Source organism: Acinetobacter sp. FDAARGOS_724 (assembly GCF_013364475.1).
Lineage (GTDB): Bacteria > Pseudomonadota > Gammaproteobacteria > Pseudomonadales > Moraxellaceae > Acinetobacter > Acinetobacter variabilis.
Genome location: NZ_CP054908.1, coordinates 1308761 through 1324419, shown reverse-complemented (window position 1 = coordinate 1324419; position 15659 = coordinate 1308761). Strand labels below are relative to the sequence as shown.

Annotated in this window: 15 protein-coding genes; 4 read left to right on the top strand and 11 right to left on the bottom strand. The window is 43.6% G+C overall.

Annotated features, from left to right (window positions below; translation table 11 throughout):
• The first annotated feature begins 197 nt into the window (after positions 1-197).
• The 3 genes from paaZ (at position 198) to FOC32_RS07605 (ending at position 5089) form a co-directional block, all read left to right on the top strand.
• Positions 198-2309 carry a phenylacetic acid degradation bifunctional protein PaaZ gene (gene paaZ, locus FOC32_RS07615; protein ID WP_175966767.1) on the top strand — a complete coding sequence of 704 codons (2112 nt, stop codon included), beginning with the start codon at positions 198-200 and terminating at the stop codon, positions 2307-2309.
• 206 nt (positions 2310-2515) lie between these two features.
• Positions 2516-3955, top strand: a complete 1440-nt coding sequence (locus FOC32_RS07610) for a spinster family MFS transporter (protein ID WP_175966766.1) — start codon at positions 2516-2518, stop codon at positions 3953-3955.
• A 198-nt stretch (positions 3956-4153) separates the two neighbouring features.
• Entirely contained in the window at positions 4154-5089 is a 936-nt protein-coding gene (locus FOC32_RS07605; RefSeq protein ID WP_175966765.1) for a tRNA dihydrouridine synthase, read from the top strand.
• Positions 5090-5108: 19 nt separating this feature from the next.
• On the opposite strand, the gene FOC32_RS07600 is transcribed toward FOC32_RS07605, so the two are convergent.
• From FOC32_RS07600 to rpe, 4 genes are all read right to left on the bottom strand, one after another.
• Entirely contained in the window at positions 5109-5783 is a 675-nt protein-coding gene (locus tag FOC32_RS07600; RefSeq protein ID WP_175966763.1) for a nuclease-related domain-containing protein, read from the bottom strand.
• A gap of 33 nt (positions 5784-5816) precedes the next feature.
• Positions 5817-6299 (bottom strand): methylated-DNA--[protein]-cysteine S-methyltransferase, encoded by a 483-nt coding sequence (locus FOC32_RS07595; protein WP_175966761.1) that lies wholly within the window; start codon positions 6297-6299, stop codon positions 5817-5819.
• 69 nt (positions 6300-6368) lie between these two features.
• Positions 6369-6686, bottom strand: a complete 318-nt coding sequence (sugE, locus tag FOC32_RS07590; RefSeq protein ID WP_175966759.1) for a quaternary ammonium compound efflux SMR transporter SugE — start codon at positions 6684-6686, stop codon at positions 6369-6371.
• Between the two features lie 628 nt (positions 6687-7314).
• Positions 7315-8001 carry a ribulose-phosphate 3-epimerase gene (gene rpe, locus FOC32_RS07585; RefSeq protein WP_034170624.1) on the bottom strand — a complete coding sequence of 229 codons (687 nt, stop codon included), beginning with the start codon at positions 7999-8001 and terminating at the stop codon, positions 7315-7317.
• A 168-nt stretch (positions 8002-8169) separates the two neighbouring features.
• Here rpe and FOC32_RS07580 point away from each other — a divergent pair, with 168 nt between their 5' ends.
• Positions 8170-8448: a DUF2218 domain-containing protein gene (locus FOC32_RS07580; RefSeq protein ID WP_175966757.1), complete on the top strand. Its 279-nt coding sequence runs from the start codon at positions 8170-8172 to the stop codon at positions 8446-8448.
• Between the two features lie 44 nt (positions 8449-8492).
• On the opposite strand, the gene FOC32_RS07575 is transcribed toward FOC32_RS07580, so the two are convergent.
• The 7 genes from FOC32_RS07575 to tsaB all read right to left on the bottom strand — a co-directional run bounded on the left by FOC32_RS07575 (position 8493) and on the right by tsaB (position 15572).
• Complete coding sequence (locus tag FOC32_RS07575) at positions 8493-9620, bottom strand: M48 family metallopeptidase (protein ID WP_228761289.1); 1128 nt, start codon at positions 9618-9620, stop codon at positions 8493-8495.
• A gap of 24 nt (positions 9621-9644) precedes the next feature.
• Positions 9645-10691 carry a YjgN family protein gene (locus FOC32_RS07570; protein ID WP_316251629.1) on the bottom strand — a complete coding sequence of 349 codons (1047 nt, stop codon included), beginning with the start codon at positions 10689-10691 and terminating at the stop codon, positions 9645-9647.
• Positions 10692-10851: 160 nt separating this feature from the next.
• Entirely contained in the window at positions 10852-11688 is an 837-nt protein-coding gene (fghA, locus tag FOC32_RS07565) for an S-formylglutathione hydrolase (protein ID WP_175966753.1), read from the bottom strand.
• 40 nt (positions 11689-11728) lie between these two features.
• Positions 11729-13129, bottom strand: a complete 1401-nt coding sequence (locus FOC32_RS07560; protein ID WP_175966751.1) for a C13 family peptidase — start codon at positions 13127-13129, stop codon at positions 11729-11731.
• A 124-nt stretch (positions 13130-13253) separates the two neighbouring features.
• Positions 13254-14072, bottom strand: coding sequence for a class I SAM-dependent methyltransferase (locus FOC32_RS07555; RefSeq protein ID WP_004783394.1), 819 nt, complete (start codon positions 14070-14072; stop codon positions 13254-13256).
• Positions 14066-14890, bottom strand: a complete 825-nt coding sequence (locus FOC32_RS07550; RefSeq protein WP_005234173.1) for an undecaprenyl-diphosphate phosphatase — start codon at positions 14888-14890, stop codon at positions 14066-14068. The genes FOC32_RS07555 and FOC32_RS07550 overlap by 7 nt, the downstream gene beginning before the upstream one ends.
• Before the next feature lie 16 nt (positions 14891-14906).
• Positions 14907-15572 carry a tRNA (adenosine(37)-N6)-threonylcarbamoyltransferase complex dimerization subunit type 1 TsaB gene (gene tsaB, locus FOC32_RS07545; protein ID WP_175966750.1) on the bottom strand — a complete coding sequence of 222 codons (666 nt, stop codon included), beginning with the start codon at positions 15570-15572 and terminating at the stop codon, positions 14907-14909.
• Between the last annotated feature and the right edge of the window lie 87 nt (positions 15573-15659).

The window sequence follows — 15659 nt, the reverse complement described above, 5'->3', positions numbered from 1 at the left end:
CTATTTTTTAAGTATCATATATTTTTTAAAAGCATTTTCAATTAAGTTATTGTTTTTAATATTTTTAAATTTTTAATTACATGAAAGTTACTTTTTTGTTTGCGGATTATGATTGACATTTAAGCTTTTTGATTGCAATTTATGAAACATCAAAAGCAAAAATAAACTCAACAACGTATCATAAATGGAGTTATACAATGTTGGAACTGGACAGCACGACCCAGAGCACGGATCTTCAGGACGACACACAGGCGCATTACTCAGCTAAAGTTAAAGTATTGAGTTCACTGGTTTTAGGCGGTGAACATAGCGCACAAAATGACTTACGTATGGTCTATCACGCCATTAGCGGTGAAGCGATTTATCAGGTCAGTAGCCACGGCATCGACATGCATAACGTAGTGCAATATGCTAAACAGAAAGGTGCAGCCATTGCCAGTTGGACTTTTCACCAGCGTGCCAATGCCCTGAAACAGGTTGCACAATATTTACTAGAACGTAAGGAAGATTATTACCGCCTGGCAGCCGCAACCGGCTGTACCCGCAAAGATGCCTGGATTGATATTGAAGGTGGGATCGGCACCCTGTTTGCCTATTCAAGCCTGGTTCGCCGTGAACTCAGCGATGAAACGGCACTGGTGGAAGATGCCTGGATTCCATTATCCAAACACGGCAGCTTTGGTGCCAAACATATTCTGAGCCCGAAAGCCGGTGTAGCAGTGCATATCAATGCATTTAACTTCCCAATCTGGGGCATGCTGGAAAAAATTGCACCTACTCTACTAGCCGGTGTGCCATGTATTGTTAAGCCGGCAACAGAAGGCGCAGAACTGACACATGCAGTCGTTAAAGACATTTTAGCCAGTAATTTATTGCCAGAAGGTGCTCTGCAGCTGATCTGCGGGCAGACTTACGACCTGTTTGATCACCTGAATGCACAGGATACGGTAACCTTCACAGGTTCGGCTGCTACCGGCCAGAAACTGCGTGCGCATCCGCACCTGAATGCCCACTCTATTCCATTCAGCATGGAAGCCGACTCGGTAAACAGTGCCATCCTGACCCAGCAAGCCAACGATGAAACCATTGACCTGTTTGTGCGTGAAGTCTTCCGTGAAATGACAACCAAGGCCGGACAAAAATGTACTGCAATTCGTCGTGCCTTTGTGCCAGCAGCATTGCTCGATACCGTACAGCAACGCCTGACTGAGAAACTACAGAAAGTGGTCATCGGTGATCCTGCACAGGACGGCGTAACCATGGGTGCTCTGGCCAGCGTTAAACAGAAGCATGATGTTGCTGCCAAGGTAGAACAGCTGGCACAGGAAGCTGAAATCATCATGGGTAGCCACCTGCGCCAGGATTTTGCCATTCAGGTCGCACATCCAGAAAAATCTGCTTTCTATCCGCCAACAGTGCTTTTATGTAAAGATCCGGTTCAGGCCCAGCAGATTCACAATATTGAAGCCTTTGGTCCAGTGGTTACATTGATGCCCTATAGTGACTTACCACAACTGGCAGCATTAGTGGCCCGTGGTGAAGGCAGTCTGGTTGCTTCAATTGTGCGTAACCATGATGAAAATATTGAACAGCTACTCAGCAAGATTGCGCCTTGGCATGGTCGTGTGCATATTCTGGACCGTGAGAGCGCTAAGGAAAGTACCGGTCATGGTTCACCACTCCCATTGTTAGTGCATGGTGGTCCGGGTCGTGCTGGCGGTGGTGAGGAACTTGGCGGCCAGCGTGCAGTGAAACACTATATGCAGCGTACTGCTATTCAAGGCTCACCAAATGCGCTGACTCAGGTCGGTCATAGCTGGACCGCAGGTGCTGAGGTATTTGAAGACCGTGTGCACCCATTCAAGAAATCTTTTGACGAACTGCGAATCGGTGAGCGCCTGCTGACTGCACGCCGTACCATTACTGAAGCTGATATTGTCAACTTTGGTGGCTTGAGTGGTGATTATTTCTATGCACATATGGACAAAATTGCCGCTGCAGAATCCTTGTTCGGTGAACGTGTCGCACATGGTTACTTCATTGTTTCTGCCGCTGCTGGCCTGTTTGTCGATGCCGCTCCGGGTCCTGTTATTGCCAACTATGGCATGGACAACCTACGCTTTGTAGAACCAGTGAAAATTGGCGACACCATTCAGGTAGAACTGACCTGCAAACAGAAAACACCTAAACCGCTGCGTGATGAGCAAAAACCGCATGGTGTCGTGGTTTGGGACATTAAGGTGAAAAACCAGAGCAATGAACTGGTCGCGACTTATGACATTCTGACTCTCGTGGAAAAAGCCGCTTAACCACCATTTTCAGACACTTAAAGTAAGGAGGGAATCTATTTGATTCCCTTTTTTATTGATTTAAAAATAATTGTATCTTTTTAATCCAGACATATTGACGGCTATGCAAATTACTCCTAGATTAGATTAATCGATACATATAAAAAATAAAAATAATTAAATTTGTATCAAATAAACCAATCACTATAACTCGCACAGGATGTTGCATGATGAATGAAAAAACATTGGTCATAGACAAGGTTGACAATGACGTCCAACCACTCGATTCTTATCTAAAAATTACTACGCCTATCCCTGAACAGGTAGCTACAGAAATTCCACCAGCAGCTCCAGAACGTAGCAGCTATCAATGGTATGTGGTCATCATCTGTATGGTGGCTTACATTCTTTCTTTCGTAGACCGTCAGATTTTATCCCTGATGATTGAGCCGATTAAGGCCGACCTGATGCTCAGTGATACCCAGTTCAGCCTGTTACAGGGTCTGGCCTTTTCGCTGTTTTATGCCTTTATGGGCGTACCGATTGCGGCACTAGCCGATAAGAAATCCCGTGTGAAAATTATTTCAGTCGGGATTGCCTTCTGGAGTCTGGCAACTGCAGCCTGTGGTCTCAGCAAAAACTTTATCCAGATGTTCCTCGCACGTCTTAGTGTCGGTGCAGGTGAAGCCGCACTTTCTCCTGCTTTTTACTCAATCGTGGCGGATCTATTCCCGAAACATAAACTGGGCCGTGCGCTGGGTGTTTATGCCATTGGTGCCTTTATTGGTTCGGGACTAGCGTTCCTGATTGGCGGTTATGTGATTGGTCTGCTCGAAGATGTTAGCTTTGTCACTTTACCAGTAATTGGTGAGATCAAAACCTGGCAGCTGACCTTTATGATTGTCGGTTTGCCGGGTGTATTGTTGGCACTACTCATGATTCTGACCGTACGTGAACCAGAACGTAAAGGCCTCAAAATGGATGCGAATGGTGTCGCAGTGAAAGCATCTTTTAAGAATTCGATAGGTTTTATCAAAACCCATAAAAAGACATTCTTCTGTCATTTTATTGGCTTCTCTTTCTACACCATGATGTTGTATTCCCTGCTCGGCTGGGCACCGGCCTACTATATGCGTCACTTTGGCCTGGATGCAAGCCAGACCGGATATATCCTTGGAAGTATTATTCTTGTCGCAAATACTTCAGGCGCCCTATTCTGTGGCTGGCTCATCGACTTCTTTTCTAAACGTGGCTATAGCGATGCAGCAATCCGTGCCGGTGCAATTGGCTGTGCCGCCCTGATCATTCCAAGCGTATTGTTCACCCAAGTCGACAACATGCAGCTTTCATTCGCACTGATCTTTGTCGCCATGTTCTTCTCCACCTTCCCGATTCCAGCATCAGCCGCTACTACCCAGATGCTGACACCGAACCAGTTGCGCTCTCAGGTATCAGCCAAATTCCTGTTGATTTCTAACCTGATTGCACTTGGTGTGGGTACAACTGCGGTGGCGCTGATTACAGACCGATATTACGAGAATACCTTAATGGTGGGAAATTCAATTTCTATCGTCAATGCGATAGCCGGCCTGATTGGTGTATTCCTGCTGTATAAAGGCTGTCAGTATTATCGTGAAAGTATGAAAGTCGAAAAACTGGTCGATTAAGATAAGATCAGATTTTTAAGATTGAAATCTAAACCTTAAATCAGCCGATTTAAGGTTTTTTTATTTAGATAGCAAAAGATCAATAGATACTCATTCACACTTAATCTTTTTCTGCAATTCATATGAAAATTAAACTGCCTGGACATTCCTACCAAAAAGCCGTATAACACCGTTTTTCGAATTAACAGGTGTTGACCGTTGAAACTTGTTCTTGCACCCATGGAAGGCTTAACTGACCCGATTATGCGTGATGTACTGACATCCGTCGGGAGCTTCGACTGGTGTGTAACCGAGTTTATTCGTGTCACGGATTCGGTGCTGCCGGATCATATCTACCATACCTACTGCCCTGAACTGTTAAATGACGGCAAAACTGCTGCCGGTACGCCGGTACATGTACAATTTCTGGGAAATAACCCGGAAATGCTGGCAGCCAATGCAGTGAAAGTCGCTGCCATGGGCGCGCCTGCAATTGATATGAATTTTGGCTGTCCAGCCAAAACCGTGAATCGTCATCGTGGTGGTTCAGTGCTGTTAGATGAACCTGAAGTCGTCTATGAACTGGTCAAAGCTGTTCGTGATGCAGTGCCCGCGCATATTCCAGTTTCGGCGAAAATGCGTCTGGGTTATATGGATCGCAACTTCATGATGGAAAATGCGCATGCCATTGAAGATGCTGGGGCGGCCTGGGTCACTGTCCATGCACGGACCAAGGCCGATGGCTATACTCCGCCAGCCTTCTGGGACCAACTGCAACCAATTCGTGAAGCCTTAAAGATCAATGTCATTGCCAATGGTGAAATCTGGACCAATGCCGATGCCAAGCAATGTCAGCTAGAATCGGGCTGTGAAGACCTGATGATTGGCCGTGGTGCGGTCACTACACCTGATCTGACCCAATGTATTCGCCAGAATTCTGATGAGCCGCTCATCACCTGGAATGAACTACTGGAACTGCAAATCCGTTTCCTGAATGGTTCCTATAAAAAGGAAATGAATATGGTCGGTCGTTATAAACAATGGCTGGGGATGATGTCCAAGCATTATCCTGAAGCCAAAGCACTCTGGGATGAGGTCAAACGGATTAAACAGCTGGTTGAAATTACTGAAAAGTTAAAAGCCTCGAAAAATTAAGATAAAGCCTTTGAATGATTCAAAGGCTTTTTTGTTCGGATTGTCGCCTGTTTAAATTTGCGACATGTTCACGATTGGTTTTCCAGGATTTTTCTAGTACTTCCTTCTCCAAGCGAATCTGGATACGTTTAATCTTGGTGTCAGAAATAACTCTCTCATTAAAGCCTTTTACATAATCTGTCCAACCTGCACCTCGAAATACATAATTTGGCATTGGGGTTTTGAACACCGCATCTGGCATAAATACAATCACAGAATGCAGCTGGTCTGGCTCGATAATATCAGCCAGCAACTGCTCCAGAACTTTAATGTGCTTATAATTCTGATGAATCGGATTTTGAAATTTATAGCTATTTTTATAAAGTTTTTGCGTCCAGGTCTTTTGTCGCTCGCCACCAAAGATCCAGCCTTTATAGTTTTTGGTTTCAATCACAAACAGACCATAAGGACTTAATAAGAAATGATCAATTTGGGTTGTACTCCCGTCTCCATCCGGAAGAGTCAAATCGTTTAATAATCGATACTCAGGGCCTTTCAGATAAAGTTTGACATGCGTGGCAACAGCGAATTCTCCCAGCTTTCCTTTTAAAAATGGTTTAAATAACTTAAAAACGATGGAACCGATAAAAAGTAGAAGAACCCACCATAAACTGGACCAGAGTTGGCCTAAGATTTGTGTTGCGAACAGATCCATATTTTAATTTTCATTAATTTTATGATTTTGATCTTAATGGGTTCTCTCAATATTTAACAGAATTTCTTTTTTATCCAGACCGCCTGCAAAGCCTACCAACTTACCGCTACTGCCAATCACCCGATGACAAGGTGCAATAATCGAGATCGGGTTTTTACCATTGGCAGCACCCACGGCGCGTACTGCTTTAACATTACCGACCTGTTCAGCGATTTCCCGGTAACTTCGGGTCTGTCCATAAGGAATATTCAGCAAAGCCTGCCAGACTTTTTTCTGGAAATCTGTACCAGCAAAGTCCAAAGGCAAATCAAAAACATTGCGCTGACCGGCAAAATATTCCTGAAGCTGACGCCGAGCTTCTATCAATACGGGATGCTGTGGATCTTCAACCAGAGTTGCCAACCTGACCCGATTAGGTTTTTCACAATCCCAGAGTACAGCTACCAGTGCCGTTTCATTGGCGACCAGTTGCAACTGCCCTACAGGCGAGTCCATATAAATATAACTGAGTTGCATGGCCCTACTCCTACAGAATCAAGCTTGCCAGTTTTTATTTTACTCGAAATCAGAACTGCTCAACAGCTCTTAGGAGGAGGATAATTTCATCAAAACAAGTCCGGAAATAATCAGCACCGCAGCGAGCATACGCATAGCAGAAGCAGGTTCACCTAAAACTAAGACACCGACCAGAAATGAGCCGACTGCACCAATGCCCGTCCAGATGGTATAGGCAGTTCCTAGAGGCAAAGTACGCATGGCATAGGCCAGCAATACAAAACTGAGCACCATAAAAACAATCGTAAAAATACTCGGTGTGAGTTTGCTAAAACCCTCTGAGAGCTTCATGGAATAGGCCCAGACAATCTCAAATAGTCCAGCGAATACAAGTATAATCCAGGCCATATCGACTTCCTCCTAATTAACAGAGTCAGGCCGTCCTGACGATTTTTCTTGTTAAATTTTATAAATTTATTCAACAAGGGAGGTCGTTCCCCCTAAAAAAAATAGGCATTTTATAAAACAGATGGCTAAACCAAACTGCCGTTTACAAAATTTGACTGAATGAGAATTAAATTAACCATGTCTTACTCAAATGCTCAGGACAACCTGAAGATTTCAGCCTATCTTAAGGAACGTCAACATGGGACATCGTGTTATGGCATTACAGAAACTTGAGTAAGAAAAACAAACAAGGGATAAGTCCATATTATTAAGTTATGCACATGAATTAAATTTAAAAATAGCGTGGAGATCTTGCACAATGAAACACAAAACTAAGACCTATTGATCACTTTTTGTTTAGCTTGATTATTAACCTTTGATGAATAAACGACCACTAAAATCAAGGGCTGACATATGTAAAAAGAACTCCAATTGAGTTCTTTTTATACAAATTTTGTCTAAGATACAATCAATCAGGCTACAAACGATTACAAAATATGCAACATATCCATATGGTTATCAACATAGATATCTACACACTTATCCATAAAGTTATCCACAGCCTTATGCACCTTAAACATTTTAGAGATTAAAGCTGGATTTGACCGACTTTAGCCAGCTCACTACGCATTTCATCAATCACAGCTTTATAATCCGGCTTGCCAAAAATCGCTGAACCGGCCACAAACATATCTGCACCAGCTTCTGCAATTTCACGAATATTTGCTGGTCCCACACCGCCATCTACTTCTAAGCGGATATCACGACCTGAAGCATCAATGATCTTGCGCGCCTGACGTAATTTATCCAAAGTCATTGGAATGAATTTCTGTCCACCAAAGCCAGGGTTCACACTCATTAGCAATACCTGATCAACCTTATCCAGTACATAATCCAGATAATGCAATGGTGTCGCTGGATTAAATACCAGACCGGCTTTAGCACCACCCGATTTGATCAACTGTAAAGAACGGTCAATATGATCAGATGCTTCCGGATGAAACGTAATAATATCTGCGCCTGCTTCCAGAAAGTCACCAATCATGCGATCTACAGGTTTCACCATGAGATGCACATCAATAGGTGCCTGAATACCATATTTTTTCAGTGCCTTACATACACCCGCGCCAAAGGTTAAATTGGGTACATAGTGATTATCCATAACATCGAAATGCACAACGTCTGCACCGGCCTGAAGTACATTTTCAACTTCTTCACCTAAACGGGCAAAGTCGGCAGACAAAATAGAAGGTGCAATTAAATAAGGCTTGGACATGAAAGGACCTGGCTAAGTGAAATTGGATTTTTCCCATTATACCAAATCCGCTCCGGCTACTGTGATTCGATGTTGCAAGATTAAAACGCTGTGTAACGCTTTGAGGCTTATGCCAGCATCACCGCTTGGTTTAAAGTACAGGATAATGATGAATAGTGTAGAAAACTGATGAAAAGTATTGCCCATATCCAGACGCAACAAGCTTCACGAATTGCCAAACGCCTGGCCAATCACTGGAAACATAAATTTAATATTGATGAAACCGAACAAAATTTCCTGATTCATTTTCCAAGTGCAGAAGTGAGTCTGACACCCGAGGCAGATTATCTTACCGTAACGATTCGGAGCAATGCTGATTCCACTGACCTGAATAAACTTGAAAATGTAGTGCTGGATCATTTGATCCGTATGGGACAGGAAAATCTGACTGCCGACTGGCAAAGATAAGCACTAAAAAGCCTTGATAATCAAAGCATAATAATGATCAGAAGCTAAAAATGATGATTCGCCTGTTCATTAAATGCATGAATCCGTTCAATTCTTTTGTCCAGCTCGGGATGCGATTCCAGATATTTTTTGAGTTTTCCAATCAAACGTAACCATTTCAGTTCAGACTCGGTAATTTGTCGTTCTTTTCCATCAATATTCAGGGTAAAGTTTTTCATTTTTATCGTTTTATTTTGCTCTGCCAAGATTCTAGCATTTTCAACCCGCTGCAGAAAGTTCGATAAATGGATACTGGAGATCTGCTGTAGATGTAAATGTTGCATGGCATAATCATCCGCAGCAAGTTCAAGCGCCTGTGAATATCCCGCATCAGCGAGTATCGCTATAGATGCCGCCACCACATCACTTAAATCTCCCCTTACCAAGGCAAATAATCCTGCTGCACTCAAGTTGGAAATCACTTTTTGCATGCTATGTTTCTGTACCAGATGACCTTGTTCATGCGCCAGTACTGCAAGGACTTCTTCATCTACACCGCTGAGCTTGACCAGTTCATCGGTAACAATAATGGTATTGTTTGGAATCGCAGCGGCATTAAGTCCCATGGTTTCACCGCCTTGACAGAAAATAATCTTTGCAGGTTGTCCTACCGCAATTTTCTGTTCATACAGTTTTTTTAGACGTGCTTGATGCTCTGCGGAGAGCTTGGATGGCTCAGTTTGCTCAATTAATTTCTGCTCAGTTTGATTTCCTACCTCAACCAAGGTCTGTTCCGGAAGTAATTGAGCGAGCTGATGGGCCGTATAAGGAATCCCCCATTTAAGAATAAAAATTACCGCACATATCACGATAATCATCGAGAAGAAAATCAGGAGTGGAGAACGTTCAAATTTCCATATGGCATGATAGATTTCTTTGGATTTAATCTTCAGCCAATGCGGTGCTTTGGTCAAAAATTCAATCCGTCGATCTTCAGGCAGTTCGATAATTGGTTTACGTCCCCCAACCCCACCAATATACGCCATATCAGGATAAGTAAAATAAAAGTCAGCTTCGCTCACTTGCTTGAGTGTTTCTTCACTAAGCTTCAGGGCAATCCCATGTTGCTGATCAGAGACAATCCATGCACGCTGGGCTTCAGCCAAAACCCCCATCATAAAATCTGACTTCAACAGGTCGCTTCATCCTACTTGCCCCTATAACGATGCATCGAAATCAAAGATATCCAGTACTTCATCGGCTATAGCACTTGGATCACGCTGCAAGATATTTTTTAGATTAGTTTCGTCCTCTGCCAGATAGAGTTCCAGGTTAGCAAGTTGATATTCATATAAACGGATGCTCGCCCAAGGAGTCATGAGTCCCAAACTGAGTGCACGCACCATCCAGTTACTGAGTACAATCCAGCTATAAGGCCATGTCGTTACTCGGGTTTTAAAATAGCTTTGACCAAGCTCTACATGATTCCAGGTATACATATATAAGCGTGCAGATATCATCGGCCAGACCAAGGCCAGACAAAACAAATAGCTCAATACAACACCTAAGGTAAACAGGTTTGTACCGATCAAATCGACCCAGTAAACGATTGCCGCAATCCATGCGATACCAATCACCAGACACAGACATAGGGGGATATAGACTGCCGACATAAATTTAGACCACTGAATCCCCAGCCTGAACTGAAGTTGTCCAATCGATAAATGATTAAAGCAGTAACGTTTATATAGCCAGATCATCACTGGGCTGAAAAGAAACAGGGTAAAAATATTGACCAATATCGCGAGCCATAAGACCCTATAAGCTTCCCGATTGCTTCCACTAAAATGAAACTGGACATTACCATATTTACTATTCTTGGCCTTAAATTTCAGGGTCATCCGAATTAACCAAGGTAGACAGATCGCAGCAATCAGCAATAATGAACTGGTGGCCAAGATGGAGTAATTGGTCAAGATCACTGTTACCACATACAGCTCCAATGCCAGTAGACGACCTAGTAGAATTCGGCTTGGCATGGCAATGAAGTCAAAGCGATGTTTTAACAATTGAGTATTACCGTAGAAATAGCGGATACGGCGTGCCTTTGCCCACGAGCTATACAAAGTAAGCGTAATGATGGTTAACATCAGATTCACCATCCAGATTCCAAAATATTCCGTGGCACTGCCATGAAATCGGAAGTTATGTTTTTCTAGTAGAGGTGATGGCTGGTCAATCTCTGATTCAGGCTTATTGTGCATCTTGTTCTTAACTGCAACTGGTTCTACCTGATTTTTGAATAGCAACTTATATGCCATTTTTATTATATTTATTTGATATTCATATAAAAAACTCCAAAAATATGACCTATTTTTGGAGTTTCATTGTACTTTTAAATTTGCTTCGCTTGTGTTGCTTGGCTTATGGATTTAATTGCACGGCATGGAATTGTAGATGGTCATCTACAAAGCTTTGAATAAAATAGTAACCATGATCATAACCCTGATGTTCACGTAAGGTTAATTTCTGGTTCACGGCATCACAAGCTTGCTGAAATAATGCCGGATTCAGCTGGCTATAGAACTGGTCAGAAAAGCCCTGATCAATCAGGATATCGCTAAACAGTGCACCTTTTTCCTGAACCAGCGCAGTTGCATCATGCTTCAACCATTCTTCGCGGTTTTCACCCAGATAATTCGAGAATGCCTTTTCACCCCATGGACATTGGCTTGGTGCACAAATCGGTGCGAATGCCGAAACTGAACAGAACTTTTCCGGGTATTTAAAAGCCAAAGTTAAAGCGCCATGTCCCCCCATGGAATGACCGAAAATCCCGATCTTATCCGCCTGAACTACGAACTCTTCACACACCAGTTCATACAACTCATCGACGATAAAGCTTTCCATCCGATAATGTTCAGCCCACGGTGCTTGAGTGGCATTGATATAGAATCCGGCACCCTGCCCGATATCCCAGTGATCCCCTTTGGCAACATCATCTCCACGCGGTGAAGTATCTGGTGTAATCAGAATCAGGCCAAGCTGGGCAGCCAGACGCTGGGCATGTGCCTTGATTGCAAAAGTTTCTTCAGTACAGGTCAGGCCAGCTAAATAGAACAAAGCTGGACAATTTTGGCCTTCCAGAGCTTGTGGCGGCAGGAAGATGCCAAATTTGGTTGGTTTTTTTAATATTTTAGACTCAAAGCTATAAATCCGCTGTTCACCCTCAAAGCTTCGATTATTCTGTACCAGTTCCATCATCATTCCTTTTTTCTATTTTCTAAAGTTGTAGATTGGTTTATGGGGTCAAAGCGACAGACGGAGATGCTGAAGTGGTTGTCGCTGGAGGGAAAAGACGCTGTTCCAGTTGTGGCAACATCAATTCCATGTTTTTGCCAATCACCCATTGTGGTTCTGAAGGTTCAAATCCTTGAGCTGCTTCCCATTTAGCCACTGTAGTCTTGGCCTGCTCAAAAGAGGCTTTCAGACTGTTATTTTCACGCATGGCCTCATCAAAGAAAGCACGACCGAAATAGGTATAGTCAGCTTCGTTCGAACAACCGAAAGACTGACGGTCAGCAGCAGAGGCTGTGATAATTAAAGTATTATCATTCTGTAAAGCCGAAGCGAAACTACCTGAGAAACAGGCAGAAATAACAATCACTCGCCAACGCACACCTGAAGCATCTAGAGTATCACGCAACCATTTTGGATCAACTGATGCCAAGTCTAGCGGTGCATTTTCCATTTCAAATTCATTTGACAAGCCATGCGAGGTCATGTACAGGAACAGCACATCACTTTCCCGGTTCATCTGCTGGCCAATACGGCGCAAGGCCAATTCCATGCTGGTTTTGGAAGCTAGTGGAATTTCAGTCCGTGTTGCCGGATGATTGACTAGCATAATCGAACGGCCGAAAGTCCCAAACCGGGTATCAAACTGCTTTTTAATCCGCTCTATTTCTGAATAGAACACATCCTGATAACTCGCGCCAGCGACGCCCATGAAGTACCAGTGCGATTGTGCAAATTCACCATATTCAATTGCATCTAACGCCTTGTTCAGCAAGATCGGCTGAGCATAGAAAGCATCCTCAGCAAAACTTGGTGGAATTTCTTCGACTTTCCAGATTGGCTGATCTTTCACCGAAATCTGCCACACCACCAAAGTAAACAGGGTGGCCAGCATAATCAGTGCCCGTTCCCACCATGGCCATTTTAATTCACGTGAAATCACCCAGACCACAGCCAGACTTTGCCAGACAAACAGCATGACAAACAGGGTTGGAATATAAGCATAGAAAATATAAGGTAGATAATCCAGATCACCCAGATACTGGATCAGGCTCTGGAACAGCATGATATGCGTATCCAGCACCAGCCAGAGTAATGCGGGTACCAACATTAGACGAGGATTATTCACCCGTTGTGACAAGAAAATCCCGACAATCAAGGCAATAAAGGGCCAAAGCGCATAACTGATCAGACCTTGAGAGTTAAAATCTCCCATGCGGCCGGAACTGAGCCAGCTAAACAGACTATTAGCACAGCCGCCCAAAATGCCCCAGAACACCAGTTGTAGAATAGAGGGACGCACCAGTTGCAGCGAACGCCGAGATCCCAGAAATAACCACATCCCGGCAATTTGGTTGCTTTTAAAATCGTGCCAAAAATTGATGGAGGGTTTAAAGTCGATCATATGATTTCAGGGAGATGAGTGGCTCGCTAATGTGCCCAATAAGTTTATGCTTGATATAAGTTTTATCAATGCCAATTTTTAAATATATAACAAATCCTTGATCTATTTTGAAGCAATTCTCATATTAAGTAACCAGTTCATGCTGAAAATAGGCATCAAAACGGCAAGCATCACCAGACCATTGATGATTTGGTTCTTTTCCAGCTAAAAATACAGCCAGACGAGGACGTTTCACTACCACCCGCTTGCCAATTTTTTGTGCCAATTCTAAGAGATTATCTCCCAGATCCATTTCACCATCTTCCGGTAAAAGCAGATGTAATAATTGCATTTGTTTTTTCACCTGTGCCTGCTTTTTCGGTGCCTGCTGGTTCTGGTCGCGTTGTGGAAACATCGGGTCCAGATAAACTACATCGACGACCGCATTCTGCTCAGCCTGTGATTTCAGATAGTCTGTAGAATCTGAAAAAACCAGATGAATCCGCTTAACCACCGAACTTAGAAAAGCATCCTTTTGCGCTCGGTGATGACTGTCTTCAAGTAAGGTAAATAAAATAGGATGTCGTTCGACCAAGGTCACCTGAGCACCCAAATGTGCCATCAACAGACTGTCATGACCTAGCCCAGCTGTCGCATCGATAAGAGTCGGCTTTTCTCCGAGGTTACAAGCACGAGCAATCATTTCCGATTTTAAAGAGGCACGTTTTAAGCGCCCTACTTCTGCTTGCCAATCTGGTTGCATTTTCATGCCATTGGCACAGAGCCATAGGCCGTCAGCATCAACACACAGTGCCAGTTCGGGATGTAAACGCAAGAAACGTGCATTCAGCTTTTCAATAACCTCAATACTAACCTCTACACCACGAGAAGAAAGCACAGCCTCGAAGTGCTGTGCTTTCTCTTGATACTCAGATTCGGTATATAAGCGAATCGTGCTTACCATAATCTCCAACCTGTAAAGGCAAATAATAAAATCAGTAAACCTGAGGCAATACGATACCAGGCAAAAACCATGAAATCACGTTTTGCCACATAGGCTACCAAGGCACGGATTAATAAAAGTGCCGAGATGAACGATACGATGATACCGACTGCCAGAACTGTCCAGTCTTCTGTGGTACTGTAAACATCATAGCTTTGATACAGATCGAGCAGACCTGCCCCGATAATGACTGGAATCCCCAAGAAAAATGAAAATTCAGTTGCGGCCTTGCGTGATACGCCAAGGAACATCGCACCGATAATGGTCGCACCTGAACGTGAAGTTCCCGGTATCAGGGATAAGACCTGAATCAGACCGATCCAGATCGCATCTTTCACGGTTAGATCTTCAACTTCTTGTGCACGCACTTTGGGTGGATTCTTCTCAATCCAGATAATGATCAGACCACCAACGATCAAACCAATGGCAATCGCAATATTATTGAATAGCAGCTCCTTTACGGTTTGCCCTAGGGTCAGGCCAATCAGCACAATGGGAATAGAGGCCAGAATCAGGCCAATCCCTAAACGGCGTCCTTGCGGTTCACCACTTACGATCCCGGTTGCTGCACCCCAAAGCCGTGCCCAATATTCATAAATAACCGCGGCAATTGCCCCCATCTGAATTGCGACGACAAAAACATCGCTTTTTTCTTTGGTCCAGAAATTCATTAATTCTGAAGCCAAAATCAGATGCCCAGTACTGGAAATAGGCAAAAACTCGGTAATACCTTCAACAATACCCATAATTGCTGCTTTCAGCAGCAGTAAAAGATCCATGCTTAATCCTGATTAATTATGCTTTGCCTTGTTCTGGAATTTTTTTCCATGCGTTATCACGTAAATATACCGGAAGTGCCAATTCTGCACTGACCCAATTTTCTGTTTTTGCTGCTGCACGCGCAATCATGGCAATATCCTGCGCTGTTGCACTGACATTTTTATATTCAGATGCTGTTTCTTGAACTAGATTGGCACCTGAACCCACCACAGTAAATTTTACTGCTTCAGCACCTTGTTCATAACTCAAAAGCTGTTCTTCATCAACAGCCTGCATAATCCCTTGAGCATCTAACTGATAACTGGCCACGTAGACTTCATTCATCCGCGCATCCAGTACTGCAGTTACTGCAGTTAAACCATGCAAACGATATGCCGCTTGTGCCAAAGCTTGTAAAGTCGATACCGGAATTACAGGCAGATCATTTGACCAAGCCAAAGCTTGGGTCACAGCCGCATTGATACGAACACCACTAAACGATCCCGGGCCACGACTAAAGGCAATCGCTGTCAAATCAGACACAGCCCAGCCCAGATCATTGAGGCCTTGTTCAATCATTGGAAGAATGGTTTGCGTTTGTGCCTTGGCGCGCGCATCAAGCTGAAAAAATAGTTCTTGAGTATCATCGATCACAGAAACGGAACACTGCTCATTGGCAGTCTCCAATGCCAGCACTTTCATGCACAACCTTAATTCAGAGAATATAAAAACGTCGAATATAATACTCCACTCATATCTTCTAGGCGAGATTTTCCCAAGCTAGATACA